The following is a 25,077-nucleotide window of genomic DNA, read 5'->3' as shown; positions in this document are numbered from 1 at the left end:
ACCTTATTGAATGAAGGTACAAAAAAAGAGTCTTACCATGAAAAAGCAATACGACAAAAGAAGACATCTGTCGTATTGCTATCAACTTAAGCTGTTAAATCTGCCAATTCTTTTTTATTTAAAATAATGTAGCCCCCACGGCCTTTTTGCAAGATACCTTGTTCTTTGAAATTTGTCATAGTACGTAAAAGATGACGATAGCTCACATTTAAAATAGCGGCGCAGTTATTCAACTGAAAAGAAAAACGGCCTTCTTTTTCGTGTTCTAAAATAAAACGTGCAAGGCGTGTTTCCACCGGTTCGCTTAAGGAGTTGGCTAGACTAATGCCGGTATTCAAGCGATAGCTAAGAAGTTGACAGGTATGTTTTAAAAAACGTAAATCATTTTGTAAAAGTGCCCGGTATTGCAATAAATTCACACAGACACAAGTACAAGGCGTCATAGCTTTAACACTACTTCTGGGGGTGGTTTCCCATAAGGAAGAGGCTTCACCGATAATGGTCGCTTCGTAACAATAATTGATACAAATATTTTGTGTATCGTAGGCGTAAGAATAGACCATGGCCGAACCTTCGACAAGAAAATACAAGTACTTAGATGGTGTGCCCGCTTGGATTAAATCCTCATCTTTTTCAAAAGTACGCAAAGTCGCAATTGAAAATAAATCGGTATCTAAGTAATCTTGCAAGTTATGGCTAATAATCGCTTCTTTTAACTGGCTTTTATCCAATAGCTGTTTCATAAAAGCGTCCTTTCTCACATGTGCGTTTTGTTATTTTTGATTATAACGGTAAATAAGTAAAAAAGCATCCTTTTTTGCTTCTTTATGGCGGTAATGTTCGGGTTTTACCTAAAATTTACAAAAAAATTACCGTCAAAGTGACACAGGTCATTTTTGTTTCGAATAATTCTTGCTATTATGTGGAAGCAATATAAATCATTTTCCAATAGGGGGAGAAAAAATGCGTTTCAAAATGTTGGCGACCGGTCTTTTAACGCTAGGAATTTTAGTTGGTCTTGCAGGATGTGGTAATGAGCAAAAAGCACAAGGGAATACAAAAGAAAAATTGGTAGTTCAATTTGTTCCTACTAATAATGATGGTTCCATGGAAGCTAAAACAAAACCATTTGCAGCGTATTTATCTGAAAAGTTAGATAGAGATGTCAGTGTAACATTAGCAACAGATTACTCTACTATTGTGGAAGCAATGGCTTCTGGTCAAGTAGATGTAGGCATTATGCCTCCAGCAGCATATGTACAGGCAAAAGACATGGATGCAGCAGAAGCATTATTAACCTCTCAATTAGGTGCATACGATCGAAAAACAGGCTTACCCACCGATAAATTGACGAATACTTTTAAAGGTGAAATTTTGGTGAAAGCCGATAGTAATTTAAAAAATTTAATTGATTTAAAAGGGAAAAAGATTGCGACTTTAAGTCCAAATTCAGCGAGTGGCTACATTTATCCAGTAGCAGAATTAAAAGATGCTGGTATTGACCCTACAAAAGATGCCACCCTTACCACTGTCAATGATATTCCGAGTGAAATGACGGCAGTTTTAAATGGTCAAATGGATGCTGCTTTTGTTTTTGAAGGAGCCCGCAATGTTTTTGCATCAAAATTTAGTGATCAAGATCTCATGAAAGATTTACGGGTTTTATCATTAACACAAGGGGATATTCCCAATGATGCAATTGCAGTGCAACCGAAAATGGCTAGCCAACTAAAAAAAGAAATTAAAGATGTTTTCTTAGCGATGCCAAAAGATGAAGCCGGTCAAGAAGCAATGGCTTTATGGGGACACAAAGGTTATCAAGCAGCAGCAGATAGTGCTTATGATACAATTCGCGAATATACTAAAAAAGCTTCCGAATAACAAAATCGCCAGTTCTTAAGAGCTGGCTTTTTCTAACTGCTTGGCTGTTAGAAATTAATTTCTACTAAATTAGGAGCGAGATACATGATTGAATTTAAAAATGTCGCCAAAGTATACCCTAATGGCGTCAAAGGTTTACAAAATATTAATTTAACGATTCAAGATGGGGAATTTGTTGCAATCATCGGCTTGAGTGGAGCAGGAAAAAGTACGTTGTTACGTTCTATCAATCGCTTGGTTGCCACAACTGCGGGTGAAATTATTATTAATGATGAGTCGATTACAAAAGCGGGCAAGAAAAAATTGCGCCAAATTCGCCGCAATATTGGTTTGATTTCCCAAAGTTTTAATCTTGTCAAACGCAGTACCGTCCAAAAAAATGTGTTATCTGGTCGACTGGGCTATTACTCCACGTGGAAAAGTATTTTGGGCTTGTTTACCAAAGAAGATTATGAAAAAACAGCGACAGCCTTGGCACAAGTGGGTTTATCTGATAAATTGCATACCCGGAGTGACGAATTGAGTGGTGGGCAACAGCAGCGGGTTTTAATTGCCAGAGCATTAGTACAACAAGCCGAAATTATTTTAGCCGATGAACCTGTTGCTTCCTTAGATCCAGTGACGGCAGAAAAAGTGATGGAAGATTTAAAACAAATCAATCAGAGCTTAAACAAAACGATTATTGTTAATATTCATTCTGTACCGTTGGCAAAAGCCTATGCTACTCGGATCATTGCCTTAAAAAGTGGCGAAATTGTCTTTGATGGCGCAGCGGAAAACTTAACGGCGCAGCGTCTTAGTGAGATTTATGGTAAGGCCTATGAAAAGGATGTGGCGGCCAATGCAAATTAAAGATACTGTTCACTTTAATTGGTACAAGCACCTCTTTGTTGTCGTTGTTTTATTGGTCTGTTTTCAAAGTAGCGTGGTTTTGACTGGGGCTGACTTTCAGGCAGTTTTTCAAAATTCCAATCAAATGGGAATTTTTTTAGCGCGCTTTTTAAAGCCGGATTTTAGCTACTTGCCAAATCTTTTAATGCCTCTAGTCAAAACATTGCAAATGTCTGTTATAGGAACTTTTTTAGGGATGTTATTTGCCGTTCCAATTAGCTTTTTAGCCACCCAGGTCGTAACAAAACAGCGTATGCTGTCCTATATTATCCGCTTTTTCTTAGGTGTCATCCGTACAATTCCTAATTTGCTGTTGGCAGCATTATTTGTTGCTATTTTTGGTATTGGTGAAGCAACTGGTGTCCTAACGATTGCCGTTTTTACATTTGGCATGGTTTCTCAGTTGGTTTTTCAAGCCATTGAAACCATTGACTTTGGCCCAATCGAAGCCAATGAAGCTGTGGGAGCCAATAAAATGCAAATTGCTATTTGGTCTGTTGCACCGCAAGTCATTAATCAGATTATTAGCTACACTTTTTATGCCTTTGAAGTGAACGTGCGGGCTTCAACGGTTTTAGGTTATGTTGGAGCTGGCGGAATTGGTGTAATCTTGAACTCTTCCTTGGCTTTAATGCGTTACGATCGGGTAGCGATTATTATTTTGACGATATTTGTGGTAGTAGCGATTGTGGACGGTTTAAGTGAAGCAGTTAGGAGGAGATTGGGATGATAATCAACCAAATTAGTAAAAAAACATATTTTTTCCTCCTGTTACTTTTAATTTTGGTAATTTATTCTGCAATAGGAATTGACTATAGTAGTTTAAAAACTTTTTCTCTTGCGATGGGTAAAGAAGTTTTACAAGGATTAGCCCATCCAGATTGGCGCTATTTCTATGACGGCAGCGGCGAAGATTTAATCAGTCTTTTGCTACTGACGATTGGTATTGCTTTTTTAGGAACTTTTATCGCAACTATTTTAGCATTGCCGCTAACTTTAATTAGTGCCAGCAACTTATGGCAAAGTTATCCGTGGGTAGCCAAAATTGGCAAATTTATTTGTAACATTTTACGAGCATTTCCTGAACTGGTATATGCGATTATTTTTGTCAAAGTTGTCGGACCAGGACCTTTTGCTGGGGTGATGGCGATTGGAGTACATCAAATTGGGATGCTAGGTAAATTATTTACTGAAGAAGCAGAAGGGATGAATGAAGCCTTGGTAGAGGATGCAACAGCGATTGGTGCCAATTTTTGGCAGATTGTTTTTTCAGTAAGAATTCCTTACTTACTGCCAATTTATAGCTCGTTAGCATTAAATCATTTTGAAATTGCGGTTCGTAGTGCTGCAACATTGGGCTTAGTTGGTGCTGGCGGAATCGGGGCACCGCTGATATTTGCCATCCAAACTCGAAGTTGGGATCGCGTGAGCATCATTTTATTAGGAGTCGTGGTAACTGTCTTTTCCTTAGATTTGTTTACTGGCTGGATTCGTAGGAAGTTACGCTAATGAAAATTTTACAATTATCTGATCTGCATTATCGTCAAGAATATCTACCCGCAGAAAATGGGTACCAAGAGATGCTGACGAAAATGGAAAATCCTTTCCATTATATCGATGTTGCGATAAAAAAAGCGAAAGAACAAGCAACAATTGATTTGGTTCTAATTACGGGGGATTTGACCGAGGATGGTGAAGTGACAGATTATGCTTTTTTAAAAAAATATTTTGACAAATCATTTCCCAACACGCCTGTCTTTGTGACATTAGGAAATCACGATATTAAAGAAAATTTTTACCAGGGATGGTTGAAAAATGTTCCAACATCCCATTACTATAATTTTGTCTACGCATTTAAAGATTTCTATTTGTTGTCCTTTGATAGTTCGGTGTATGGTAAAGCTGACGGACATATTGATCGGGGACAATTAAATTGGCTGGAAGAAATTCTTTCTACCCATCACGATAAACCGGTTTTATTTATGACTCATCATCATTTACTTGAAAAGCAATATGCGACGCCCCCATTACCCCAGTCTCAGCAAGTATGGCAGATTTTAAAACGTTATGATGTTTTAGCAGTTATAAATGGCCACACCCATAGTCATTATCAAAGGACAGTAAGTGAAATTCCTTATTATACTGCTGATGGTCTTTCCTTTTTAGGGCAAGATGAAGGGGCCGGAATTGTGCGTTTTATTCAGCATGCAGGATTTAGTCTTTATGAATTAAACGAGGGACAATTTGCAGAAATTAACGCAGAAGTAGTGACGAGTGGACGCTTTTTACAAAAAGTAGATATGCGGTTGTGTTAATGAAATTAAAAAGCACCTTATAAAGTCAGTCAATGACAAGACTTTATAAGGTGCTTTTTGATGTGATAAAGAGCATCAGAAATCAAATTTCTGAGATTTTTCCAAAGAGCTAGCCGCTGCCTTTAGATTTTCTCAATCCAGCTTATTAATTGAGAGTTGAGCACGTTTGTTCCGCTTTTCCTGTTTTAAGCAATTTCAGCTAAAGTTGGTACATCTATTGCCCCATATTTTTTTTCCAGAGCAGTTTTTAATAAGCGGTAAGCTAATTTTTCATTGCGAGCTAGAATTGGCCCGTGGAAATAAGAACCATAAACATTGCGGTAAATGACACCTTCAGTTTGATCTTCCCCGTTGTTGCCTTTACCTTCGACAATTTTACCCAAGGGACGTTCCCCTTCGCCTAGGAAAGTGCGACCGTTGTGATTTTCAAAGCCGTAATAAGTTTCGTCAAATTCTTCATTGTGAATGACGATATCGCCAATAAAGCGGTTGTTATCTTGATTCAAAGTATAATGGTCCAATGCGCCAATCCCATTGATTTTTTCGCCATTGGCTCCCATATAATAATGGCCTAATAATTGGTAACCACCACAAATAGCTAACATGATTCCATCGTTTTCAATATAATCGGTTAAGTCGGCTTTTTTCTGCTGAATATCTTCTGAAACAATTAATTGTTCAAAATCTTGACCGCCGCCAAAAAATACTAAGTCATACTTGGTTGCGTCAAATTTTTCATGGATACTAACAATTTCTGTATCTAATTGAATCCCCATTTTTTTTGCCAAATATTGTAAAACCAATAAGTTACCGTTATCCCCATAAGTGTTTAACAGGTTGCCGTATAGATGGGCTAATGTTAGTTCATAATCAGCCACGATCCATTCCTCCTTTAATGTAACCTTTTTCCGCCAATTTTTTTCGTAATTGTAACACGGCAGTATAAGTTGCCAAAATATAAACATTTTCAGTTGGTAATTTCTTAATATCTTCAATAACTTCGTCTAAATCTTTTGTTTCGGTTAATTTATCGTCAGTAATGCCCGCTACTTTTAAGCGTAAAGCCATATCTTTGTGACGTTCACCACCAGCAATCACTGCGGGAATGTTCATTTGAGCAAAAGCTTCATGATTACCATCCCAAATCCAGCTGACATCAATTCCATCAGCGTAGTTGGCATTTAATAACGCCACTAGTGAAAAAGGATAAGGGGAGAGGCCGATCATGTCGATAACTTGATTTAACCCCACTGGATTTTTGACTAAGACTAAGGTGCATTTTTTGCCATCAATGTCGATAATTTCTTGTCGACCAAAAACTTTTTCATCATAGCCAAGACCTGCTTTGATTTTTTCCGCAGGTACATCGTAATACTCCGCCACAGCAGTTGCTGCTAACGCATTGTAGACATTGTACATGCCGCCTACTTCAATGCCATATTCTTGACCGTCTATAATAAAATCTGCGGAAGTATTGTCCATGGATACCATTTTGGTTAGTTTATAATCTAATTCAGGTCGATGAAATCCGCAGTTAGGACAATAATATTTCCCAAGATTGGCATAAGTAATCATTTTGTAGTGCAAAATATGATGGCATTGCGGACATAAAACGCCATCGGTATTATAGTGGGCCATTTGTTCTTTGTCAGGCAAGTGATCAAAACCATAATATTTTCGCGGATTCACCGTATCCACGGAATTGAAAATAGGTGAGTCGCCATTACATAAAATTGGGGCATTGGGGGATTGTGCAGCGCCTTCTACAATTAAACGATAAGTTGTATAAATTTCGCCGTAACGATCCATTTGATCACGAAAAATATTGGTAAAAACAAATAATTCCGGCTTAATATATTCGGTTACTTTGCTTAGGCTGGCTTCGTCAATTTCTAAGACCGCAAAGTTTTTTTGATTTTTCTTTGGTTTTGCGGATAAAAAGGTCGAAACAATACCTTGAACCATATTGGCACCAGTCGGATTGGTCAACACTTCATCAAATTGCTGTTGCAAAATATTGACCGTTAAAGCAGTAGTAAGCGTTTTTCCGTTGGTACCGGTCACGACAACTACCTCATAAAGGTCAGAATAGTGATCCAAAACATTGGGATCAATTTTTAAAGCAAGTTGGCCGGGATAACTAGAACCGCCTTTAAAAAATGTTTTTAAAATCCATTGGGCACTTTTACCGGCAAAAATCGCCAGGTGACTACGTAAGCTCATAAATTCTGTTACTCCTTTTGGTTAAACTAACGTTAAATTGTTTCATAAATTCAACTTATCATACCATAGTCTGAATACATTACGGTAACACCTTTGCTTTTTCTTAAATTTTGCTTGTAACCGATAATTTAAGTGTAAAAAAAGCTGCAGGAATTTTCCTGCAGCTGCGTTTAAATTAGCCAATAATAATTTGTTCTGTCGGGTATTCATACCCCTGATCGCGGGTTTCTTTTGGAATGAACAATAACAGCGTATATAACATGCCGATACGTCCGATAAACATTAATAAAGCGATAACGATTTTTCCGACAACGGATAAATCAGCGGTAATACCAAGAGATAGCCCGGTAGTTCCAAAAGCGGAAGTGACTTCGACAATAATGGCAATTAAAGATTGTTCTTCAGTGGCACTTAGTAATAAAACACTAAAAAAGCACATGGCCAGTGACAACATAAAAACCACAACTGACTTTCTCACATCCGCATCACTAATACGACGGCCAAAAATGTTAATATTATCTTCACTTTTTAGAAATGAGGTCATGTACAGGCCGATGATTGCAATGGTTGTCGTTCGTACACCACCGCCGACAGAACTAGGGCTGCAACCGATAAACATTAATAAGGAAAAAATAATCAAGGTGGTAACTTGAAATTCTCCCAGGTCATGAATTTGCAAACCAGCGTTACGGGTCGTCATGGAATAAAACATACTGTTCACCCAGCGACCAAAAGGATCAATGGCGGCAAAGAGGTGATCTCTTTCCAATAAATAAATTAAAAGTGTGCCACCAATAAATAAAATGACAAAGGCTAAGACAGCAATCTTAGTAAACAGTGAAAAACGAAAAGGAAGCCGTCTTTGAATTTTCTTGCGCCGGTATAACACCCATTCGTAAAAATCCATTAAAACAGGAAAACCAATCCCACCAATAAAAATCAAAAACATAATGACTAATAAGAAAGGATAATCATGGGCAAAAGGCATGATGGAGTCTCCCGTTACATCAAAGCCAGAATTGGTGACAGCAGAAATTGCTTGATAAAAACCGTAAAACAGCGCATCACCAAGTTTGTGATAATAACCTTGCCACAAAAAGTAGCCAGCAAATAATAGGCCAAAACTCACTTGAAAGACTAAAATCATCGTGAAAGTAATCCGGATCAAGCGTACAATCCCACTTAAACGCGGTTGATTCATATCTGTCATAATCAATTGCCGTTGTTTTAAAGAAATCTTGCGGCGGGAAATAATAAAAAAGAAGGTGGAAATCATCATAATGCCTAAACCACCGATTTGAAATAAAACTTCCAACAAGATAACGCCATTATCATTGAATACATGATTGATATTGAAGGTCGTTAAGCCGGTCACACTCACGGTACTAATTGCCATAAATACCATGTCTAAAAAAGGAACATGAACATTGGGTTGTCGGAAAAAAGGCAAATAAAAAAGCAGTAATGAGATTACCGTCATAATTAAATAGTAACTTACAATCACTTGGATAGAAGAAACATTACTGGCAATAAAAAAACGTGCACGACGCGATTTTTGCCGTAGCACTCGCATAATATGCATAAAAAACTCCTTTAAAGTCGCATTCATTTTCTTTAAGTATAGCAGACAACTAGAGAAAATGCGGTAAATTCATATGCCTTAATCCACTGTCTTTGGAAATTAAAAGGTGAAAAATTTTTAAAATTAAAGCTGAGCATTAGAAAAAAAGTACTGTTTTGCCAAACTCTTGTCATAAAATGTTCACATTTTCTGACTACTATATACACATACCAACAAACTTTTCTTTTCATTTTCTTACTCCCTGAAAAGCTGCCGTCAAAAATTTGACGGCAGCTTTTTGTTTTTTCCAAGGGGGAATAAGTTTTTAAGAAACTGTCCCTCCTTCACCAAAGAAATTCCTACTGTAAAAAGCTGACTATTTCCGCTATAATATCAAAGAGTGAAGCGGAGGAATTGGTGAATGGCACAATTATTTTTTAAATATGGCGCAATGAATAGTGGTAAAACAATTGAAATCTTAAAAGTTGCCCACAACTATGAAGAGCAAGACAAACCAGTTGTCATTATGACTAGTGGTTTGGATACACGTTCTGGTGTTGGGAAAGTTTCCAGTCGCATTGGCTTAGAAAGAGAAGCATTGCCAATTTTTGCGGAAACCAATATTTTTGAAACCATCAGTAATTTACAGTTTAAGCCATATTGTGTTTTGATTGATGAGGCACAATTTTTGCAAAAACAACATGTTTTAGATTTTACTAGAATTGTAGACGAATTGAATATTCCCGTGATGGCGTTTGGTTTAAAAAATGATTTTCGTAATGAGTTGTTTGAAGGTTCAAAATATCTATTACTTTATGCAGATAAAATCGAAGAAATGAAAACTATTTGCTGGTTTTGTCACAAAAAAGCAATTATGAATCTTCACTATATCGACGGTAAACCCGTCTATGAAGGGGATCAAGTCCAAATTGGTGGCAACGAAGCCTACTATCCAGTTTGTCGCAACCATTATTTTCATCCAGAAATATAAGAAAAAAATTATATTTAGCAGGTTGAGTTGACCGCTAATTATCTATCTCATAATAAAGGAGCAAAAATAAATTATGTATGATCAGCTGCAAGCAATTGAAGATCGTTACGAAGAATTAGGCGAGCTGTTAAGTGATCCAGATGTAATCACTGATACACAACGCTTTATGGAGCTTTCAAAAGAAGAAGCTAACACCAGAGAAACTGTTGAAGTTTATCGTCGTTACAAGCAAGTTGTCGATGGTATTAAAGATGCCGAAGAATTATTAGGTGAAAACTTAGATGACGAAATGGCGGAAATGGCCAAAGAAGAATTAAGTGATTTGAAAAAAGAAAAAGAAGTTTTAGAAGAGCGCATTAAAATTTTATTATTACCAAAAGATCCAAATGATGATAAAAATATCATTATGGAAATTCGCGGTGCTGCCGGTGGCGATGAAGCGGCACTTTTTGCTGGTGACTTATTTAACATGTATCAAAAATACGCTGAAGCGCAAGGTTGGAAAGTAGAAGTGATGGATGCCAATATCACGGGTATCGGCGGTTATAAGGAAGTAATCATGATGATTACCGGTGATAATGTCTACTCAAAACTAAAATACGAAAGTGGTGCCCACCGTGTCCAACGGGTACCTTCAACAGAATCACAAGGCCGGATTCACACCTCGACTGCCACGGTTGTCGTAATGCCAGAAGCAGAAGAAGTTGAAATTGATATTGCAGACAAAGATATTCGTACAGACATCTATCATGCCTCTGGTGCTGGTGGACAGCACGTCAATAAGACAGCCTCAGCTGTGCGGTTGACTCACATTCCAACTGGCGTTGTAGTAGCCATGCAAGATGAGCGTTCACAAATAAAAAACCGAGAAAAAGCGATGAAAATTTTACGCGCGCGTGTTTACGACCAAATTTCTCACGCCGCCCAAAATGAATACGATGCAACGCGTAAGTCTGCAGTCGGAACAGGAGATCGTTCTGAGCGAATTCGCACCTATAATTTCCCGCAAAATCGGGTGACTGATCACCGTATCGGTTTGACAATCCAAAAACTAGATCAAATTTTAGCCGGAAAATTAGACGAAATTATCGATGCCTTAATCATGTACGATCAAACATCGAAATTAGAAGAGATGCAAAATGGTTAAGACCTATCGAGAAGCTCTGTTAAGAGCTTCTTCTTTTTTAGAAGCTGCAGGCAAAGAAGGGCATAGCATTGAATTTGTCTTTTTAGCGCGCAAAGGTTGGAATAAAACAAACTGGTTATTAAATATGAATCAGCCGATTTCTCCTGCAGAGCAAGCACAAATTGAAGCTGATTTAAAACAGCTTTTGCAAAATGTGCCACCGCAATATCTTTTAGGCTATGAGTATTTTTATGGACATCAATTGAAAGTAAATGAAGCGACTTTAATTCCGCGACCTGAAACAGAAGAATTGGTTGATTGGGTCTTAAAGAAAAATGCAGCGACTCCAAGTAAAAAAGTGGTGGATGTGGGGACAGGGACAGGTGCAATTGCAATCTCTTTAAAGTTAGCGCGGCCACTTTGGCACGTGACTGCTGTTGATATTGTGCCAGAAACATTAACCGTTGCACAAGAAAACGCGTCCACTTTAGGTGCGAAATTGCATTTTGTATTAGGGGATACTTTATCTTGGGCTAAAGAAGAGTATGATGTGATTGTCAGCAACCCGCCTTACATCAGTGCCAATGAATGGGCGTTGATGGATGAGAGCGTGCGGGAATTTGAACCTAAGATTGCATTATTTGCCGCTGAAAACGGCTTAGCAATTTATCGTAAATTGGCAAGGCAAGCGCAAAAAGTTTTAGCTAAAGAGGGTCAAATTTTTCTTGAAATTGGTTTTATGCAAGGAAAAGCTGTCGCTGAAATTTTTCAACAAGCTTTTCCTCAAAAAAAAGTTGAAGTAAAAAAAGATTTAAGTGGTAATGAACGAATGGTCTATGTGTATTAATTATTACGCAAACTTGTGGAAAAAAATTTTTTAAAATTGTTTCACGATTAAAAAACATAGCAGGGAGAACTGTTTCACAAATAAAAAAGTTATTAACAAACTTTTGCACACTTGACAAATCTGTTATCCACAAAAAGTGGATAACTTTAATAGAATTGTTGAAAACTCGCTTATTTTGTTAAAAAAGGATGTGGATAAGAATTGGAAACGAAGGTATACCAAACCGACCAACTACAAGAAGCGGCACAAAAATTAAAAGAAGGAGAGCTGATTGCTTTTCCCACAGAAACCGTCTATGGATTAGGTGCGAATGCACTTTTACCAGAAGCTGTCAAGCAAGTCTTTGCCGTCAAAGGACGCCCCAGTGACAATCCGTTAATTGTCACGGTAGCAAACTTTGAGATGGTAAAAGATTATGTGGATAACTTTCATCCCTTAACTGAAAAAATCGTTGAAACTTATTGGCCAGGACCATTAACTTTGATTTTTACCATTAAAAAAGCTAGTTTACCGCCTGTCGTTACAGGTGGTTTATCCACAGCTGCTTTTCGGATGCCTGCTAATAAAAAAACACGTGATTTAATTGCTTTGGCCAAAGTACCACTAGTAGGACCCAGCGCTAACACTTCTGGAAAACCAAGCCCCACTACAAGTGAGCATGTTTATCATGATTTAAAGGGAAAAATTGCCGGAATTGTCGATGATGGTGCTGCCCAAATTGGCTTGGAGTCAACTGTGTTGGATTTAAGTGATGCAACCAAGGACCCTGTGATTTTACGACCTGGAGCTATTACGCAAGAAGAATTAAGCAAAACTTTAGGAATACCTGTTTTGCTGGATAAACATTTAGTTAGTGAATCCGAAGCTCCCAAAGCACCCGGGATGAAATACAAACATTACGCACCTGATACAAAAGTTTTATTAGTAAAAGATGGGGATTGGCAAAAAGCCAAAGAGTGGGTAAAAGACAATCATTTGCGTGCGGGAGTTTTGGCAGGCCCAAAAGTTTCAGAAGAGATGCGCTATGATACAGCCTGTGTCTTTATGTACAGTAAAGATACAGCAACAGCTGCTGCAAAAGGTTTGTTTGCGGGCTTACGAGCGCTAGATGATGCGGCATTAGATTTGGATGTAATTTTAGCAGAAGTTTATCCAGAAAACGGAATTGGGGCCGCCTACATGAATCGCTTGAAAAAATCTGCCAATCAACAATATTTTACTGCAGAAGATTAACGCAAATAAATAAGGGGCGAAAGATTTCTTTTGCGCCTTATTTTTGTGATACAATTTCAATACTAAGTGGCTTTGATACTTAGGCTAAAAGTTCGAGGAAAAAGAGTGTTAATTAAAGGAGTGGCTAAAATGGATTATCGTGAATTTGACCCAGAATTATGGGAAGCTGTGGACAATGAGTTTAATCGTCAACAAAATAACTTGGAATTAATTGCTTCAGAAAATATTGTTTCACCTGGCGTTTTGGCAGCTCAAGGCAGTGTATTGACCAATAAATACGCAGAAGGTTATCCTGGGCGTCGTTATTACGGCGGCTGTGAATTTGTTGATATTGCAGAAAACTTGGCGATTGATCGGGCTAAAGAATTGTTTGGTGCCCAATTTGCGAATGTCCAGCCCCATTCTGGTTCACAAGCCAATACGGCTGCATACTTGGCTTTGGTTCAACCGGGCGATACAATTTTGGGAATGGACCTTTCAGCTGGGGGACATTTAACCCATGGTTCTAAAGTAAACTTTAGTGGTAAAACTTATCATTTTGTCAGTTACGGTGTGGATCCGACTACAGAAGTGATTGATTATAATGTCGTGCGAATCTTAGCCCGCAAACATCAACCTAAATTGATTGTTGCTGGTGCAAGTGCTTATTCACGCACAATTGACTTTGCCAAATTTAGAGAAATTGCCGATGAAATCGGAGCCAAATTAATGGTTGATATGGCACATATTGCCGGTCTTGTTGCTGCTGGTTTACATCCATCGCCAATTCCTTATGCCGATATTACGACGACCACGACGCATAAAACTTTACGTGGACCACGTGGGGGTATGATTTTAACCAACGATGCTGATTTAGCCAAAAAAATTAACAGTGCTGTTTTCCCTGGTATTCAAGGTGGGCCGTTAGAACACGTGATTGCAGCAAAAGCTGTTGCATTTAAAGAAGCGTTAGATCCAAGTTTTAAAGATTATAGTCAACAAGTTATCAACAACGCCCAAGCGATGGCGAAAGTCTTTAATCAAACGCCGGAAACGCGTCTTGTTTCAGGAGCGACTGACAATCATTTATTATTAGTAGATGTTAGAGGCTTGGATATTACTGGTAAAATCGCAGAAAATATTTTAGAGTCTGTCAATATTACGTTGAATAAAAATTCGATTCCTTTTGAATCATTAAGTCCAATGGAAACTAGTGGAATTCGCGTAGGAACTCCTGCTTTAACAAGTCGTGGTTTTAAAGAAGAAGAAAGTACTCAAGTTGCCCAATTAGTGGTTAGTGCTTTGAAAAATCGCGATAATGAAGCTGAATTGGCGAAAATTAAAGCAAGCGTAAAACGTTTGACTGATCGTTTTCCCATTTACCAAGATTTAGAAAAATAGCTTTTTAACCAAGTGGTGACCCTTTGTGGTGGCCACTTTTTTATTGGTAAATTAAGATGAAAGTGGTAAATTTTGCATTTAATCGTGACAAATATAAGATATAAAGCTGATTAACAATATGAAATCAACAGTTTTTCTTACTTTTAGCAAAAGCGGAATATCATCTTTTATGCTACTAATAAACAAATGCTGATTTTTATCTGCGTTAGATTGTAGTATGATACTAATTAATAAGGATTAAGCAAAAAATGTTTAAAAAAAGTAATGATCAGCAGTTTTCATAAGGAGTGAATCAAATGATTGCGTTACAACAGTTGGGAAAAGATTATGGGACAAAAACAGCATTACAGAATTTGAGCTTAAATATTAAAGAAGGCGAAATTTTTGGCTTTTTGGGTCATAATGGTGCCGGAAAATCAACTACCATTAAAAGTTTAGTCAGTATCATTGAACCGACACGGGGACGAATTTTATTTGACGGTCAAGAATTATCGACTAATCGTATGGAAATCAAAAAAAGAATAGGCTATGTTCCGGATACGCCGGATATTTTTTTACAGTTATCAGCAGGGGAATATTGGGATTTGATTGCCGCAGCGTATGAGTTAGAAAATAAAGAAAGTCGGCTAAAAGAATTAGTAGAATTATTCAGTATGGAAAATCATGTGAATGAAACATTGGCGAGTTTTTCTCATGGGATGCGGCAAAAAACCATTATTATTGGGGCGCTATTGCCAGATCCAGATATTTGGATTTTAGATGAACCGATGCAAGGCTTGGATCCTCAAGCATCCTTTGATTTGAAAGAATTAATGAAACAGCATGCGGCCAAAGGAAAGACAGTTATTTTTTCAACTCATGTTTTAGATACAGCCCAACAATTATGTGATGAATTGGCAATCTTAAAACAAGGAGAGCTGATTTACAACGGTTCCGTAACAGACTTGTTAGCAGAAAATCCAGAAGAATCTTTAGAGGCAATTTATTTAAAAATGGCTGGCAGAAAAAATAGCGAAGAAATTGTCAAAGAACTAGCAGGTGAGAGCGATGAGTAAGCAATTAAAAGCTTTAATTGCCGTCAGTTTACGTTATTCCAATCCACAAGTAACGGATCGCTTGCGTAAAAAAGGACGCAAAAATTTATCTCAGGCAATTATTAATCAATATTTGTTATCTGGGTTAGTTTTTTTGGCAGTTTATGGCTCTATGCTTTTTATGACCAATTTTGCTAAAATGCCCGGAACATTTACGTATTTTGCCACGTTATTTTCTCTATTGGGTTTATCCCAAGGTGTAAGTGTTATCTATAATATTTTCTTTGAAAGTAAAGATTTAGGAAGTTATTTGCCATTACCATTTAAGCAAAGTCAAATTTTTATTGCCAAAAATATTGTCGTTGCTTTATCAGTAGTGCCTTTTATTATTCCACTGCTGGTATTGTTTTTTCTAACGAGCTTAAAAAGTGGGTTAAATATTATTTTGGCGCTTTTTATCAGTGTTGCATTGTTTATCGTTGTACTCTTAATCTTGTTTGCAGTGTGCAGTCTAATTGTTTTTGGTTTGACACGCACAAAAGTTTTTCAAAAACATAAGAAGTTGATGACCACATTGCTTTTGTGGGTGACCATGGGCTTGGTTATCATTGGAATCATGTTTATGAATCAGGATACTGCAGACAGTTATGTAACTGACCGCAACATTATTTTACCAATGTTACCGTTGTTTCATATTACTCACGCCCCTTTTTCGAGTACGGGGTTGTTGAGCCTAGTGGGAATTATCGCTTTGTTACTAATTTTGGCTTTCTTAGTAAAGTGGCAAATTTTACCGCAACTTTATGAACAAGTCACAAATATTTCCAGTACCGAGCAAGTCGTACGGCGAGTTCACAAGAAAAACCAAAACTTACAACAAGTTTTACGGCGTTATAATTTTGAACTAGTAAAAAATCCTTCTTTAATTACGCAAGTCCTTTCATCATCTCTGGTTTTTCCAGTGGTCTTTATTGCCACTTTTGCCATGAATGGCGATTTAAGTTTAAAAGATTTACCAATAAAATTTGCCGGTGTTGCATTTTTTTGTGGTCTTGTTTTAGCTTTAATGACGATTAATCAAACTTCTTTTGTGGGGAATCTGATTTCTTTAGATGGCGAAAATTATACGTATATGCAGACTTTGCCGATTAGCCGCAAAGACTACTTGGTAGAAAAGTTTAAAGCAGGACTTTTAATTCAAGGCGGCATTACGTTAATTTTAGCTTTAGCGGCAGGCGTGGTTTTAAAAGCTTCTTTATTATTTATTCTGGCCTTTGTAATTGGAGCGATTTTGGGAACAATACTGTTATCGCAATTTTATTTTGTCAGAGATTATCGTTTGCTTTTGGTGGATTGGACGAATTTTAGTCAACTTTTCTTACGGGGAAGTGGCCGTGTAGGTCTAATTTTTATGATGTGGGGGAGTATGATTGTAGGGGCCTTATTAATTGGCGGCTACGTACTACTTTTAAATCTCGTGAATGCCACTTTGGTAAATGGTGTTGTAGCGGCGGCCATAGTAATTGTAAGTTTTGGATTCATTTATTACTATCGTCATAATTTCTGGCAAAAACTTGATCAAGTTTCCTGGCAACGCAAAATTGACTTAGCGCGGCAGAAAAAAATGAAGTGATGAGTTGTTAAACCGTCTTATTTGCTTTAAAATAAAATAAAAACTAAAGGAGCTTTTACAATGGGCAAATTTCAAGTAATTGATCATCCGTTGATCCAACACAAATTAACGATTATTCGTGATAAAAATACAGGGACAAAAGTATTTCGCGAGGTTGTTAATGAAATCGCAATGTTGATGGCTTATGAAGTATCTCGCGATATGCCATTAGAAGATATTGATATTGAAACACCAGTTGCACAATCAACACAAAAAACATTAACTGGTAAAAAAGTTGCAATTGTACCAATCTTACGTGCTGGTTTAGGTATGGTAGATGGTATCTTGGAATTAATTCCAGCTGCTAAAGTAGGACATGTTGGCTTGTATCGTGATGAAGAAACCCTACAAGCTCATGAATACTTTTTCAAAATGCCAGAAGATATCGACAACCGTCAAATCTTTGTTGTGGATCCAATGTTAGCTACTGGTGGTTCTGCTATTATGGCGATTGATTCATTGAAAAAGCGCGGGGCTTCCAATATTAAATTTGTTTGTTTAGTAGCGGCTCCTGAAGGTGTACGGGCGTTACAAGAAGCTCATCCTGATATTGATATCTTTACAGCAGCTTTAGATGATCATTTAAATAAACACGGTTATATCGTTCCAGGTTTAGGGGATGCTGGTGACCGTTTGTTTGGTACAAAATAATCCTTTTGAAAAATACCGATTGGTAAACCAATCGGTATTTTTTTATGGGAATAAAAAAGTAAACACAAAATGTTGATGGGCTTATCAGATAAGACACAATATATTGTGGATAAGTCTGTTGATATTGTGTATAAGTAAAAGAAACTAATCTGAGGAAGAGGCTGGTTTGTTTCTAATACAGGTTAATATATTCACTCACCAGGATTCGTTTCTTTTCAAATAAAAGCAATTATAAATCTCTGCCCCAAATCCTGTTGCAAGTTGTAATTGGATCGAATATACAAAAAAAGAAGCCTTGATATTCAAGGCTTCTAGCAATGCCAGCTGCAGGAATCGAACCTGTGACCTACGCGTTACGAGTGCGTTGCTCTACCGACTGAGCTAAGCTGGCGAGTACGATAGAAATTATAGCAAAAATAAATTATTTGTAAAGACAAAACACTTCTATGAAACAATGACTTAGAAAATTTTCACAAAGTGTGGTATACTAGTATTAATTAAAGGGAGGTTTTCTATAGTGGCAAGTTTTGGTAAGTTTGAAACAACAATCATCCCATCAGATGCAGGCAGAGGATTTCAGGTCGATACCCATGTGAAATTTACAATTTACGGAAAACCGCAGACCGGTACCGTCACTAAGCAACTAAAAAATTCTGCAGTGGTTGAAATCGACGAAACCGGCGAAAATCAACAACTTATGACCCAAAGCAATGGTGTTGTGATTATTAATTACAAACAATTAGAAAAGCTAAAATAGTTTTCTTTTGACTTGAGTTGACAGTCTCTGTCGACTTAGGTCCTATTTTTTTGGAATTTATTTTTTGTAAGTTGGTTTTCTTCAAATTAAGGTAGTTGTCCGCAATTTTTTAAATTTTTCCTAGGGTATTATTCCCTTCTTTTCTTTCTTTTCATTAACAACTATAATGAGGAAGTGTACTTTTTTACTCTGGCAAGAGTTATATCATATAACGTAGGAAAAACACGGCTATTGTGTAGATAGTGGTGTCTCGCTTTATGGACTAACGTGCTTTTTTCAGTTGAAGTTTTGAATAATTTAAAATTAGAAAGCAACGCCTCAAAATTTTGTCTGGATACCAAAAAGCTGACGTAAGTTTTTAAAGCCTTTTGGAAAGAAGAGGAATCATGGAAAATAGACGATCAAGAAATGACAATCGGATTGATTATGGTGTGATTTTGCCAGTCTTTCTGTTGTGCTTAATCGGGTTGGCAGCTTTGTATGTCGCCTTAATGCATGATCGCAACAGTCCAAGAGTGTTAGCCGGCGTGGCTAAACAAGCTGTTTGGTACGGCGTGGGCACAGTGGCAGTCGTGGTGATTATGCATATGAAATCAAAATGGATTTGGAAATTAACGCCTTACGTTTACGGTGCTGGTCTTGTGATTATGACCTTATTATTGAAATTTTATGACCGGAATCTAGAAAATGTAACCGGGTCGAAAAACTGGTTTACTTTTGGTCCCGTGAACTTTCAACCAGCTGAGCTGATGAAAGTTGCGTTAATTTTGATGTTGGCATTAGTGGTAACGACACACAATGTGAAGTATCGCAACCGTAATCTGCCAACAGATGGTTTACTTATTTTAAAAATTTTAGCTGTTTCATTACCGGTTTTGATTTTAGTAATGTTACAAAAAGACTTCGGGACGATGTTAGTATTTGTAGCCATTATTGGCGGTGTCTTTTTAATGTCGGGGATATCCTGGCGTATCTTAATTCCTCTGATTGCTATTTTTGCAATCATAGGGGGAGGGACGATTTTTCTCGTGACAACAGATGTTGGACGGGAGCTTTTATACCACGTTGGATTCAAATCGTATCAGTTTGCCCGGATTGATTCCTGGTTAAATCCTTTCCATGATATGCAAGGGAACTCTTATCAATTAGCTTATGGCTTACTGGCGATTGGTTCTGGTGGGATGACAGGAAAAGGGTTTAATGTCAGTGATGTTTACGTGCCAGTCAGAGAATCAGATATGATTTTTACTGTTATTAGTGAAAATTTTGGCTTTATTGGCAGTGCATTTGTTATCCTCTTGTATTTTATTTTAATTTATCATATGATTCGCGTATGCTTTGATACCAATAATGAATTTTATGCCTATATTGCGACTGGAATCATTATGATGATTTTATTCCACGTTTTTGAAAATATTGGTGCGAATATTGGTCTTTTACCATTAACCGGTATTCCTTTACCTTTTATCAGTCAAGGTGGCTCGGCTATTTTGAGTAATATGATTGGTATTGGCCTGATTTTGTCGATGCGTTATCAAGCGGAAACAAAAAAAGATGCTACTTTAGCTTAAACGTGGTAAAGTGAATGCGGAAAATAAAAGTAAAGGAGCAATGTCTATGCTGACTTTATATTGGTATCCAAAATGCAGCACTTGTAAAAAAGCGAAAGCTTGGCTGGATTCGCAAGGAGTTGCTGTTCAAACACTTGATATGGTACAAAATCCACCAACCGCTGCTACTTTGCTGCAATGGATGGAAGAAAGTGATTTACCAGTACGCCGCTTCTTTAATACAAGCGGAATGAAGTACCGTGAAATGGGTCTAAAAGATCAAGTACCAAATCTATCACCTCAAGAAGCTAGTGAATTATTGGCAAGTGATGGAATGTTAATTAAACGTCCAATTTTAGTGCGTGACGACAAACTTTTGTCGATTGGCTTTAAAGAAACTGAATATGAAGGGGTCGCGAAATAAGATGCAACAAAAATGTTTGAAAACAAAAGATAATTTGTGGGTATTGTACAATGGAAATGAGTATGTCGTTGGTTTAACGGAAGCTGCGCAATCTGATTTAGGTAAAGTAACTTTTGCCTCATTGCCAAAAGCCGGTCAAACGTTCAAACAAGGCACACCTCTAGTTGAAGTAGAAGCAGAAAAAGCAGTCCAAGAATTTCCAGCCCCATTAACGGGAACGATTTCTTCTGTAAATGAAAAAGCATTGGAAAATATCGATGCTTTAAATGATGAAGATGAAATGAATGCGTGGTTGGTGGCATTTAAAGATGTCGATGCGACGGAATTCAACGAACTATAAATTTTTGAACTGTAAAATTTTTCTGAAAATATTTGACAGGTGATTTTTAGCTTGTTATAATTTCAGCAATAACTTGAAAGCTTTGAAAAGAAGAGTACATGTCGCCAACATTTCACAGAGAGCCTGGGAAAGCTGTAAACAGGTAATGAAGGTAAGATGGAAGATGGTCTTTGAGCAGAATAAGTGAGCAATAGCAAGCTTATTACGGGGGTGCCCGTTATAGCACGACAGTATGCACCGATAAGGTAAGTACTGGATAAGGTTATAGTTGTGAAACTGTAACAAATTAAGGTGGTAACACGAAATTGCGACAGCTTTTCGTCCTTTTGTAATTGAAAGAATTACAAGGATGAAAAGCTGTTTTTTTATGATGTGAAAGTAAAGAAAAGAAAGAGGCTGAAAAAATGGCTTTAATCCAACTGACAGATGTCAAAAAGAGCTTTGACGTCAAAAAACAGACAATTCATGCGGTGGATGGTGTTTCTTTGACAGTTGATAAAGGGGACATTTATGGGATTGTCGGCTACTCCGGCGCAGGTAAATCAACATTAGTCCGTTTATTAAACGGATTAGAATTAGCAACTAGCGGTAGTGTAATTGTAGATGGACAAAATATTGGGATACTCAAAAATAAGGAATTACGCGACTTTCGTAAAAATGTCGGAATGATTTTCCAGCATTTCAATCTATTGTGGTCACGGACTGTTTTAGAAAATATTGAATTGCCCATGGAACTTGCAGGTATTTCAAAGCAAAAGCGGCAACAAAAGGCTCAAGAGCTGCTGGCTTTGGTTAATTTAGAAGGTCGGGGGGATGCTTATCCGGCTCAACTCTCCGGCGGGCAAAAACAACGAGTAGGCATTGCCAGAGCGTTAGCCAACGACCCCAAAATCTTACTTTGTGATGAAGCAACGAGTGCCCTAGATCCGCAAACGACAGATGAAGTGTTAGAATTATTATTAGATATCAACCAAAAATTAAACTTAACAATTGTCTTAATCACCCATGAAATGAATGTTATCCGCAAAATTTGTAATAAAGTTGCTGTGATGGAAGCAGGCAAAATTGTCGAAGAAGGACAAGTTTCTGAGGTCTTTCGTAACCCACAACAAGCAGTTACCAAGCGGTTTGTGCAGCAAGACTTAAAACCGAGTGAAGATCCAAAAGAAGTCTTGCAAGAATTTATCGCTGAAAATCCCAATGGTGTGTTAGCTACACTTGTTTTTAAAGCAGATAACGCAAATGAACCGGTGATTTCACAAGCAATTCGCCAATTTGATGTCGACATTAACGTAGTTTATGGAAATATTCGCCAATCAAAAGAAGATTCATTTGGCTCTTTAACAGTACTGATTACCGGTAAAGAAGATGCCATCGACCAAACAATGGCTTTCTTTTCAGCACAACAAGTAGGAGTGGAGGTGTTGCATCGTGGATAAAAGCTTTTCAGAAACGTATCTGAATTTTGATAAAGTCGATTGGGCAAAGATGCAGACATCAACACTTGATACCCTTTATATGACAGTTGTTTCCATGATTGTAGTTTTTGTTTTAGGAATTTTATTGGGATTGTTGCTGTATAGTTTAGGACGCAAAAAAAGTGCTGGTTATCAGATTTTATACAATGTCGTCTCCATTATTAGTAATATTTTCCGTTCAACACCGTTTATGATTTTAATGGTTTTGATTATTCCTTTTACTAAAACATTGGTCGGTAGCATGATTGGTGCGAGTGCTGCTTTACCGGCTTTAATTTTGTCAGCAGTGCCATTTTACGCCCGCTTAGTGGAAATTGCTTTTCGTGAAGTTTCGCCAGGGGTACTAGAAGCAGCTAACGCAATGGGAGCAAACTATGGGCAAATTATTTACAAAATTTTAGTACCTGAAAGTATGCCGGCTTTAGTTTCTGGTTTTACCGTGACTTCTGTTTCCATGATTGGTTTTACTGCAATGGCCGGTGCGATTGGTGCCGGAGGTCTAGGGTCGCTTGCTTGGTCAGAAGGCTTCCAATTAGGCAATCAAACTGTCACGCTGGTGGCCACCGTGATTATGTTACTCATCGTCTTTATCGTACAAGGTCTGGGGGATTACTTCACACAAAAATTAGATAAACGCTAAAAGTGTTGGAGTTTAAAAATTAAATTATAGAGGAGAAATGAAAATGAAAAAATTATTTGGTTTAGCAACAGTATTACTTGCCACAGTAACATTAGCTGCGTGCGGCAGCAGTGCAAAAGATGACACCGCTAGTTCTTCAGCTGACACAACAAAATTAGTGGTAGGCGCTACGACTAGTCCTCACGCTGAAATTTTAAATGAAGCCAAACCGCTATTGAAAAAAGAAGGTGTGGATTTAGAAGTCAAATCATTTACCGACTACACATTGTTAAATAAATTATTAGCTGAAAAAGAAATTGATGCCAATTACTTCCAACACAAACCATATTTTGAAGATCAAGTAAAAGAAAATGGTTATGACTTTGTGGACGCTGGTGCGATTCATATTGAACCAATGGGTATTTACTCAAAAGATATTAAAAGTGTAGACGATATTAAAGACGGTACAACAGTGATTACCTCTAATTCAAATACCGACTGGGGTCGTATTTTGACTATTTTTGAAAATGCTGGATTAATTAAGTTGAAAGATGGCGTTGAAAAAACAACGGCTACTTTTGATGATATTGTTGAAAACAAAAAAGACTTAAAATTCAAACATGATATTGATCCTGGTCTATTAGTGCCAACCTATGAAAATGAAAAAGATGCCTTAGTAGCCATTAATGCCAACTTCGCTTTGACAGCAGGACTAAACCCTGAAAAAGATGCTTTGTTGCACGATGACGATAATTCTCCTTATGCAAATATTATTGCTGTTCGCAAAGGAGACGAAAATAAACCGGCTATTAAGAAATTGATTGCAGCGTTACACAGTGATGAAGTGAAAAAATTTGTTGATGATAAATGGAAAGGTTCCGTTAAAATCGTGGATGCAAAATAATGAAATTGCGAAAAGAGCAGTCGCCAAAGGGGGGCTGCTCTTTTTTTGGTATTTTTTTTAGTAATAAAAAACAAGTTATGCTCTAATTTGACTATAAAATAACGCTGTGATTTTTTGTGGAGATGGATATTTTTTATAAGATAATAAATGCTCCTTATAAAAAGTTGTGGATTCGCCATTACAAGTAAAAAAGAGAGGGTAATTAAACTGAAGATAGCAAATAAAAAAATGAGAAATAGCTAAGAATCAAGGCGAGAAATTTTAGGTTTTTGGGCGCTTAATTTATAATTATTCTAAATTAAAAATAATTAATTTTATAATAGTAAAAGAATAAACAAATTTGGGGATCTGAATTTGCTTATCATTCTCAATTAGCGTAAAATGAGTGAGAATCAAAATTGATGGAGGCGAGACGATGGCAACGTTAGAAATTAAAAATTTACATGTAGCAATCGAAGATAAAGAAATTTTAAAAGGCGTGAACTTGACACTGAATACCGGCGAAATTCATGCCATTATGGGGCCAAATGGAACAGGAAAATCGACTTTATCGGCAGCAATTATGGGCAACCCTAATTATGAAGTAACCCAAGGTGAGATTTTATTAGATGGGAAAAATTTATTGGAAATGGAAGTTGATGAGCGGGCACGGGCGGGTCTGTTTTTAGCGATGCAGTATCCAAGTGAAATTCCTGGGATTACGAATGCAGAATTTATGCGGGCAGCGATTAATGCAAAACGCGAAGAAGACAATAAAATTTCCGTCATGGAATTTTTGAAAAAATTAGATAAAAAAATGGAATTATTAAATATGCCAGAAGAAATGGCAGAACGCTATTTAAACGAAGGCTTTTCTGGTGGCGAGAAAAAGCGCAATGAAATTTTACAATTATTGATGTTGGAACCAACCTTCGCCATTTTAGATGAAATTGATTCTGGTCTTGATATTGATGCTTTAAAAGTAGTGGCAAAAGGTGTAAATGAAATGCGCAATGATGATTTTGGGGCGTTAATTATTACCCATTACCAACGATTGTTAAACTATATTACACCTGATGTGGTGCATATCATGATGGATGGACGTGTTGTGCTAACAGGCAATGCTGACCTTGCAAAACGCTTGGAAGCAGAAGGTTATGCCGGTATCAGTAAAGAATTGGGTATCGATTACAAGGAAGAAGTTTAAGAGGAGGTCAAATT

General features: G+C 37.3%; 25 protein-coding genes, 1 tRNA gene and 1 other annotated feature. Of the genes, 21 read left to right on the top strand and 5 right to left on the bottom strand.

What is annotated here, in order from left to right; translation table 11 throughout:
* Positions 1–86 precede the first annotated feature (86 nt).
* Complete coding sequence (locus RK01_RS08460) at positions 87–743, bottom strand: cyclic nucleotide-binding domain-containing protein (RefSeq protein WP_016172877.1); 657 nt, start codon at positions 741–743, stop codon at positions 87–89.
* Positions 744–963: 220 nt separating this feature from the next.
* Here RK01_RS08460 and RK01_RS08455 point away from each other — a divergent pair, with 220 nt between their 5' ends.
* The 5 genes from RK01_RS08455 (at position 964) to RK01_RS08435 (ending at position 5,087) form a co-directional block, all read left to right on the top strand.
* The gene (locus RK01_RS08455; RefSeq protein WP_016172876.1) at positions 964–1,881 is read left to right on the top strand and encodes a phosphate/phosphite/phosphonate ABC transporter substrate-binding protein; all 918 of its coding nucleotides are present in this window, start codon (positions 964–966) and stop codon (positions 1,879–1,881) included.
* 84 nt (positions 1,882–1,965) lie between these two features.
* Positions 1,966–2,733 carry a phosphonate ABC transporter ATP-binding protein gene (gene phnC, locus RK01_RS08450; RefSeq protein WP_016172875.1) on the top strand — a complete coding sequence of 256 codons (768 nt, stop codon included), beginning with the start codon at positions 1,966–1,968 and terminating at the stop codon, positions 2,731–2,733.
* A complete protein-coding gene (gene phnE, locus RK01_RS08445; RefSeq protein WP_016172874.1) occupies positions 2,723–3,502 on the top strand; it encodes a phosphonate ABC transporter, permease protein PhnE in 780 nt (259 codons plus the stop codon). Before phnC ends, phnE (RK01_RS08445) begins: the two co-directional genes overlap by 11 nt.
* Positions 3,499–4,281, top strand: coding sequence for a phosphonate ABC transporter, permease protein PhnE (gene phnE, locus RK01_RS08440; protein ID WP_016172873.1), 783 nt, complete (start codon positions 3,499–3,501; stop codon positions 4,279–4,281). Before phnE (RK01_RS08445) ends, phnE (RK01_RS08440) begins: the two co-directional genes overlap by 4 nt.
* Positions 4,281–5,087 (top strand): metallophosphoesterase family protein, encoded by an 807-nt coding sequence (locus tag RK01_RS08435; RefSeq protein WP_016172872.1) that lies wholly within the window; start codon positions 4,281–4,283, stop codon positions 5,085–5,087. Before phnE (RK01_RS08440) ends, RK01_RS08435 begins: the two co-directional genes overlap by 1 nt.
* 185 nt (positions 5,088–5,272) lie before the next feature.
* Here RK01_RS08435 and RK01_RS08430 read toward each other — a convergent pair whose 3' ends face one another.
* From RK01_RS08430 to RK01_RS08420, 3 genes are all read right to left on the bottom strand, one after another.
* Positions 5,273–5,965 carry a type 1 glutamine amidotransferase gene (locus RK01_RS08430; RefSeq protein ID WP_016172871.1) on the bottom strand — a complete coding sequence of 231 codons (693 nt, stop codon included), beginning with the start codon at positions 5,963–5,965 and terminating at the stop codon, positions 5,273–5,275.
* The gene (locus RK01_RS08425; protein WP_016172870.1) at positions 5,958–7,310 is read right to left on the bottom strand and encodes a Mur ligase family protein; all 1,353 of its coding nucleotides are present in this window, start codon (positions 7,308–7,310) and stop codon (positions 5,958–5,960) included. Before RK01_RS08425 ends, RK01_RS08430 begins: the two co-directional genes overlap by 8 nt.
* Positions 7,311–7,485: 175 nt before the next feature.
* Positions 7,486–8,892 (bottom strand): TrkH family potassium uptake protein, encoded by a 1,407-nt coding sequence (locus RK01_RS08420; RefSeq protein ID WP_016172869.1) that lies wholly within the window; start codon positions 8,890–8,892, stop codon positions 7,486–7,488.
* 400 nt (positions 8,893–9,292) lie between these two features.
* On the opposite strand from RK01_RS08420, the gene RK01_RS08410 reads away from it, so the two are divergent.
* From RK01_RS08410 to upp, 8 genes are all read left to right on the top strand, one after another.
* Positions 9,293–9,862, top strand: a complete 570-nt coding sequence (locus tag RK01_RS08410; protein ID WP_016172868.1) for a thymidine kinase — start codon at positions 9,293–9,295, stop codon at positions 9,860–9,862.
* Between the two features lie 73 nt (positions 9,863–9,935).
* Positions 9,936–11,009 carry a peptide chain release factor 1 gene (gene prfA / locus RK01_RS08405; protein WP_016172867.1) on the top strand — a complete coding sequence of 358 codons (1,074 nt, stop codon included), beginning with the start codon at positions 9,936–9,938 and terminating at the stop codon, positions 11,007–11,009.
* A complete protein-coding gene (prmC, locus tag RK01_RS08400) occupies positions 11,002–11,835 on the top strand; it encodes a peptide chain release factor N(5)-glutamine methyltransferase (RefSeq protein WP_016172866.1) in 834 nt (277 codons plus the stop codon). The genes prfA and prmC overlap by 8 nt, the downstream gene beginning before the upstream one ends.
* Before the next feature lie 201 nt (positions 11,836–12,036).
* Positions 12,037–13,068, top strand: coding sequence for an L-threonylcarbamoyladenylate synthase (locus RK01_RS08395; protein WP_016172865.1), 1,032 nt, complete (start codon positions 12,037–12,039; stop codon positions 13,066–13,068).
* Between the two features lie 129 nt (positions 13,069–13,197).
* Positions 13,198–14,448, top strand: a complete 1,251-nt coding sequence (glyA, locus tag RK01_RS08390; protein WP_016172864.1) for a serine hydroxymethyltransferase — start codon at positions 13,198–13,200, stop codon at positions 14,446–14,448.
* 296 nt (positions 14,449–14,744) lie between these two features.
* Positions 14,745–15,503 carry an ABC transporter ATP-binding protein gene (locus RK01_RS08385; RefSeq protein WP_016172863.1) on the top strand — a complete coding sequence of 253 codons (759 nt, stop codon included), beginning with the start codon at positions 14,745–14,747 and terminating at the stop codon, positions 15,501–15,503.
* Complete coding sequence (locus RK01_RS08380; RefSeq protein ID WP_016172862.1) at positions 15,496–17,115, top strand: hypothetical protein; 1,620 nt, start codon at positions 15,496–15,498, stop codon at positions 17,113–17,115. Before RK01_RS08385 ends, RK01_RS08380 begins: the two co-directional genes overlap by 8 nt.
* Positions 17,116–17,175: 60 nt before the next feature.
* Positions 17,176–17,805 (top strand): uracil phosphoribosyltransferase, encoded by a 630-nt coding sequence (gene upp / locus RK01_RS08375; RefSeq protein ID WP_016172861.1) that lies wholly within the window; start codon positions 17,176–17,178, stop codon positions 17,803–17,805.
* Positions 17,806–18,123: 318 nt separating this feature from the next.
* Here upp and RK01_RS08370 read toward each other — a convergent pair.
* Positions 18,124–18,196 (bottom strand) — tRNA-Thr (locus RK01_RS08370).
* Positions 18,197–18,322: 126 nt separating this feature from the next.
* Here RK01_RS08370 and RK01_RS08365 point away from each other — a divergent pair.
* The 8 genes from RK01_RS08365 to sufC all read left to right on the top strand — a co-directional run bounded on the left by RK01_RS08365 (position 18,323) and on the right by sufC (position 25,063).
* A complete protein-coding gene (locus RK01_RS08365; protein ID WP_016172860.1) occupies positions 18,323–18,562 on the top strand; it encodes a hypothetical protein in 240 nt (79 codons plus the stop codon).
* A 386-nt stretch (positions 18,563–18,948) separates the two neighbouring features.
* A complete protein-coding gene (locus RK01_RS08360) occupies positions 18,949–20,133 on the top strand; it encodes an FtsW/RodA/SpoVE family cell cycle protein (protein ID WP_016172859.1) in 1,185 nt (394 codons plus the stop codon).
* A gap of 46 nt (positions 20,134–20,179) precedes the next feature.
* Entirely contained in the window at positions 20,180–20,536 is a 357-nt protein-coding gene (locus tag RK01_RS08355) for an arsenate reductase family protein (RefSeq protein WP_016172858.1), read from the top strand.
* A 1-nt stretch (position 20,537) separates the two neighbouring features.
* Entirely contained in the window at positions 20,538–20,876 is a 339-nt protein-coding gene (locus tag RK01_RS08350) for a glycine cleavage system H family protein (protein ID WP_016172857.1), read from the top strand.
* A gap of 73 nt (positions 20,877–20,949) precedes the next feature.
* Positions 20,950–21,205 (top strand) — a binding site (T-box leader).
* Positions 21,206–21,280: 75 nt separating this feature from the next.
* Positions 21,281–22,315, top strand: a complete 1,035-nt coding sequence (locus RK01_RS08345) for a methionine ABC transporter ATP-binding protein (RefSeq protein ID WP_016172856.1) — start codon at positions 21,281–21,283, stop codon at positions 22,313–22,315.
* The gene (locus RK01_RS08340) at positions 22,308–22,994 is read left to right on the top strand and encodes a methionine ABC transporter permease (protein WP_016172855.1); all 687 of its coding nucleotides are present in this window, start codon (positions 22,308–22,310) and stop codon (positions 22,992–22,994) included. Before RK01_RS08345 ends, RK01_RS08340 begins: the two co-directional genes overlap by 8 nt.
* A gap of 43 nt (positions 22,995–23,037) precedes the next feature.
* On the top strand, positions 23,038–23,877 hold the full coding sequence (locus RK01_RS08335; protein ID WP_016172854.1) for a MetQ/NlpA family ABC transporter substrate-binding protein: 840 nt from the start codon (positions 23,038–23,040) through the stop codon (positions 23,875–23,877).
* A 415-nt stretch (positions 23,878–24,292) separates the two neighbouring features.
* Positions 24,293–25,063, top strand: coding sequence for a Fe-S cluster assembly ATPase SufC (gene sufC / locus RK01_RS08330; RefSeq protein WP_016172853.1), 771 nt, complete (start codon positions 24,293–24,295; stop codon positions 25,061–25,063).
* Positions 25,064–25,077 lie beyond the last annotated feature (14 nt).

The organism is Enterococcus dispar ATCC 51266 (genome assembly GCF_000406945.1).
Classification (GTDB): Bacteria; Bacillota; Bacilli; order Lactobacillales; family Enterococcaceae; genus Enterococcus_C; species Enterococcus_C dispar.
The sequence above is the reverse complement of the archived record's forward strand: the minus strand, read 5'-3'. Positions and strand labels throughout refer to the sequence as shown.

Coding starts and splice junctions, on each gene's coding strand:
- RK01_RS08460 (WP_016172877.1), bottom strand. CDS start 743: ATGAAACAGCTATTGGATAAAAGCCAGTTAAAAGAAGCGATTATTAGC.
- RK01_RS08455 (WP_016172876.1), top strand. CDS start 964: ATGCGTTTCAAAATGTTGGCGACCGGTCTTTTAACGCTAGGAATTTTA.
- phnC (WP_016172875.1), top strand. CDS start 1,966: ATGATTGAATTTAAAAATGTCGCCAAAGTATACCCTAATGGCGTCAAA.
- phnE (WP_016172874.1), top strand. CDS start 2,723: ATGCAAATTAAAGATACTGTTCACTTTAATTGGTACAAGCACCTCTTT.
- phnE (WP_016172873.1), top strand. CDS start 3,499: ATGATAATCAACCAAATTAGTAAAAAAACATATTTTTTCCTCCTGTTA.
- RK01_RS08435 (WP_016172872.1), top strand. CDS start 4,281: ATGAAAATTTTACAATTATCTGATCTGCATTATCGTCAAGAATATCTA.
- RK01_RS08425 (WP_016172870.1), bottom strand. CDS start 7,310: ATGAGCTTACGTAGTCACCTGGCGATTTTTGCCGGTAAAAGTGCCCAA.
- RK01_RS08420 (WP_016172869.1), bottom strand. CDS start 8,892: ATGCATATTATGCGAGTGCTACGGCAAAAATCGCGTCGTGCACGTTTT.
- RK01_RS08410 (WP_016172868.1), top strand. CDS start 9,293: ATGGCACAATTATTTTTTAAATATGGCGCAATGAATAGTGGTAAAACA.
- prfA (WP_016172867.1), top strand. CDS start 9,936: ATGTATGATCAGCTGCAAGCAATTGAAGATCGTTACGAAGAATTAGGC.
- prmC (WP_016172866.1), top strand. CDS start 11,002: ATGGTTAAGACCTATCGAGAAGCTCTGTTAAGAGCTTCTTCTTTTTTA.
- glyA (WP_016172864.1), top strand. CDS start 13,198: ATGGATTATCGTGAATTTGACCCAGAATTATGGGAAGCTGTGGACAAT.
- RK01_RS08385 (WP_016172863.1), top strand. CDS start 14,745: ATGATTGCGTTACAACAGTTGGGAAAAGATTATGGGACAAAAACAGCA.
- RK01_RS08380 (WP_016172862.1), top strand. CDS start 15,496: ATGAGTAAGCAATTAAAAGCTTTAATTGCCGTCAGTTTACGTTATTCC.
- upp (WP_016172861.1), top strand. CDS start 17,176: ATGGGCAAATTTCAAGTAATTGATCATCCGTTGATCCAACACAAATTA.
- RK01_RS08360 (WP_016172859.1), top strand. CDS start 18,949: ATGGAAAATAGACGATCAAGAAATGACAATCGGATTGATTATGGTGTG.
- RK01_RS08355 (WP_016172858.1), top strand. CDS start 20,180: ATGCTGACTTTATATTGGTATCCAAAATGCAGCACTTGTAAAAAAGCG.
- RK01_RS08350 (WP_016172857.1), top strand. CDS start 20,538: ATGCAACAAAAATGTTTGAAAACAAAAGATAATTTGTGGGTATTGTAC.
- RK01_RS08345 (WP_016172856.1), top strand. CDS start 21,281: ATGGCTTTAATCCAACTGACAGATGTCAAAAAGAGCTTTGACGTCAAA.
- RK01_RS08335 (WP_016172854.1), top strand. CDS start 23,038: ATGAAAAAATTATTTGGTTTAGCAACAGTATTACTTGCCACAGTAACA.
- sufC (WP_016172853.1), top strand. CDS start 24,293: ATGGCAACGTTAGAAATTAAAAATTTACATGTAGCAATCGAAGATAAA.